1 protein-coding gene and 1 pseudogene are annotated in these 2,408 nt (G+C 73.3%); one reads left to right on the forward strand and one right to left on the reverse strand.

Annotated features, from left to right (window positions below; all coding sequences use genetic code 11):
* A pseudogene (locus ACFXB5_RS04620) lies at positions 1 to 605 on the forward strand (hypothetical protein); the annotation flags it as partial.
* 78 nt (positions 606 to 683) lie between these two features.
* On the opposite strand, the gene ACFXB5_RS04625 reads toward ACFXB5_RS04620, so the two are convergent.
* Complete coding sequence (locus ACFXB5_RS04625; RefSeq protein WP_385202324.1) at positions 684 to 2,150, reverse strand: PLP-dependent cysteine synthase family protein; 1,467 nt, start codon at positions 2,148 to 2,150, stop codon at positions 684 to 686.
* Positions 2,151 to 2,408 lie beyond the last annotated feature (258 nt).

The following is a 2,408-nucleotide window of genomic DNA, read 5'->3' on the forward strand; positions in this document are numbered from 1 at the left end:
CGCCCGACCGTTCGGCCACGGCGCCGTACCGGCGCTGGGCCGAATACGCGGGCGTCCTCACCGGTCTGTGGGGGAGCTTTCCCGCCGCGGCGTTGCTCGGCGACCAGGCCACCGGCGTCTTCGCGGAGGACACTCTCATCACGTCGATCGACCACGAGGGCCGTTTCTACCGAGTGGCGGGGCCACTCGACGGACCGTCCTCGCCGCAGGGCCGGCCGGTGCTCGTCGCCGACGCTCGCGACGATCTGGACTGGGCCGATGTCGTGGCCCTGGCCGATGCCGTCGTCATCTCCCCGGCCATGGCGTCAGAGGCGACCGCACGGCTGGCCGAGGCGTCGCTGCGCGTCGGCCGGAGGCGCGGGGACATCGCGGTGCTCGGCAGGGTCGAACTGCCGGCGGACGACACCACCGCGGAGCGGACCGCGGCCCAGTTGGCCGACTGGGTCGAACGGTACGGCTTCGACGGGCTGGAGCTCGCCCCGACGGGGGACCACGACCGGCTGCTCGCTGTGGTGCGAGCACTCGTGCCACGCCTGGGGCCCTCCGGCGGAGCGACCCTGCGCGCCGCCCTCGGCCTGCCCGAACCGATCGGAGCCGGTTCATGACCTGGACGCTCCACGCCACCGACCAGCGTGGTGATGCCGCCCCATTGTGATCGTGTGCATCCTGATTCCGCGTCGCCTTCACGATGTCCCCGTTCCGCCACGGCCGCCCGTGCCGGGCGGGGTCGCCCGGCTCGCCGGTCTCGCCTCGCGGGCAGGGGGGATGTGGCCGGTGGCCTGCCGCACGGCGTCGTGCGTGATGGTGCCGGACACCCGGCCGTCGACGAGGACCCAGGCGGTGCCGGTGTCCGGGGCGAGCCGGGCGGTGGCCTCGTCGACGGGTTCGCCGATGCCCACGGCCGGGGGCGAGGGGAGGAGATGGTCGCGGAGCGGGGCGGCGGACGCGGAGGGATCCCTGGCCACCAGGGCGCGGAGCGCATCGGGCCGGACGGCGCCGATGACCTCGGACACATCGGTCGTCGCGTTGCCGCCGGAGCGGGGGAGACGCACCGGGACGAGCGCTCCGGCGGCGCTGAGCGCTTCGGCCACCGTGGCCGTCGACGGAAGAGCGGTGAGGGGGGCCGGACGGTCGCCCAGGACGTCGGCGACCGTCGGCGTCCCCGAGAGGTCCTCCAGGAAGCCGAAGCGCCGAAGCCAGCCGTCGTCGAAGTACTTCGACAGATATCCCCGGCCCGAGTCCGGGAGCAGGACCACCACCAGGTCGTCCGGGGTGAGGGTGGCGGCCACCCGCAGCGCCGCGGCCACCGCCGTGCCCGCCGAGCCACCCGCGAGGATGCCCTCCTCGCGGGCCAGTCTGCGCACCATCGTGATCGACTCACGGTCTCCGATCCGCTCGAACCGGTCCACCACGGACGAGTCGTACGACTCCGGGTACTCGTCCTCCGCGGTCCGCGGGTGGAGGTAGTGGCCGATGCTCTCCACGTAGTACGGACTTCCGTCGCCGCCCGAGTACGTGGACGTCAGCGGATCGGCGCCGACCACCCGGACCAGGCCGCCGCTGGCCTCCTTGAGGAAGCCGCCGGTCCCGGTGACCGTTCCGCCCGTGCCGACGCCGACGACGAAGTGGGTGACCCGGCCGCCGGTCTCGGCCCAGATCTCCGGGCCGGTCGTGGTCCGGTGGGCCTCCGGATTGGCTGGGTTGTCGTACTGGTTGGCGTACCAGGCGCCAGGTGTCCGCGCCGCCAGGCGCGCGGCGACGTTGCGAACGTGCTCCGGATGCTCACGCGGGAGCGCCCCCGTGGTGACGACCACCTCGGCGCCGTACGCCTTGAGCGTCTTGATCTTCTCGGGGCTTGTACGGTCCGGGACGACAACGATCGATCCGTAGCCCCGCTGAGCGGCGATCATGGCCAGCGCCATCCCGGTGTTGCCGGAGGTCCCCTCGACGATGACGCCGCCGGGCGCCAGCGCCCCGGACTTCTCCGCCGCCAGGACCATGCCCAGCGCCGCCCGGTCCTTGACGCTGCCGGCGGGGTTGAAGAACTCCACCTTGGCGTAGACGGGGGCGGGCACCCCGGAGGCGATCCTCGTGAGTCTGACCAGCGGGGTGTTGCCGACAGCGTCGAGCAGGGATTCGTGAAGAGTCATGGCTCCGCCTGACTGAGGCCCGGTGCGGGCCGTGGTTATCGGTCAGTTGACAGTCTGGTCCGTTTCATCACCTCCCGCGGCGGCACAGGCGTGGCGACACGCGGCTGTGGCGAGCCGCGTCCGCGGCGGCACGGCCGGTCCGCGTGGAAAGCGTCGCACCGCCGGACAGCGGAGTACCCGGCCGGCCCTCCGGGCCCCCCGCGCGCGCGCGGGGTGTTCACGAGTTGGGTGGGGGGCCACAGAGCGGGAGAGAGACAG

The sequence above is a fragment of the Streptomyces sp. NPDC059455 genome (assembly GCF_042750115.1).
Taxonomy (GTDB): domain Bacteria; phylum Actinomycetota; class Actinomycetes; order Streptomycetales; family Streptomycetaceae; genus Streptomyces; species Streptomyces endocoffeicus.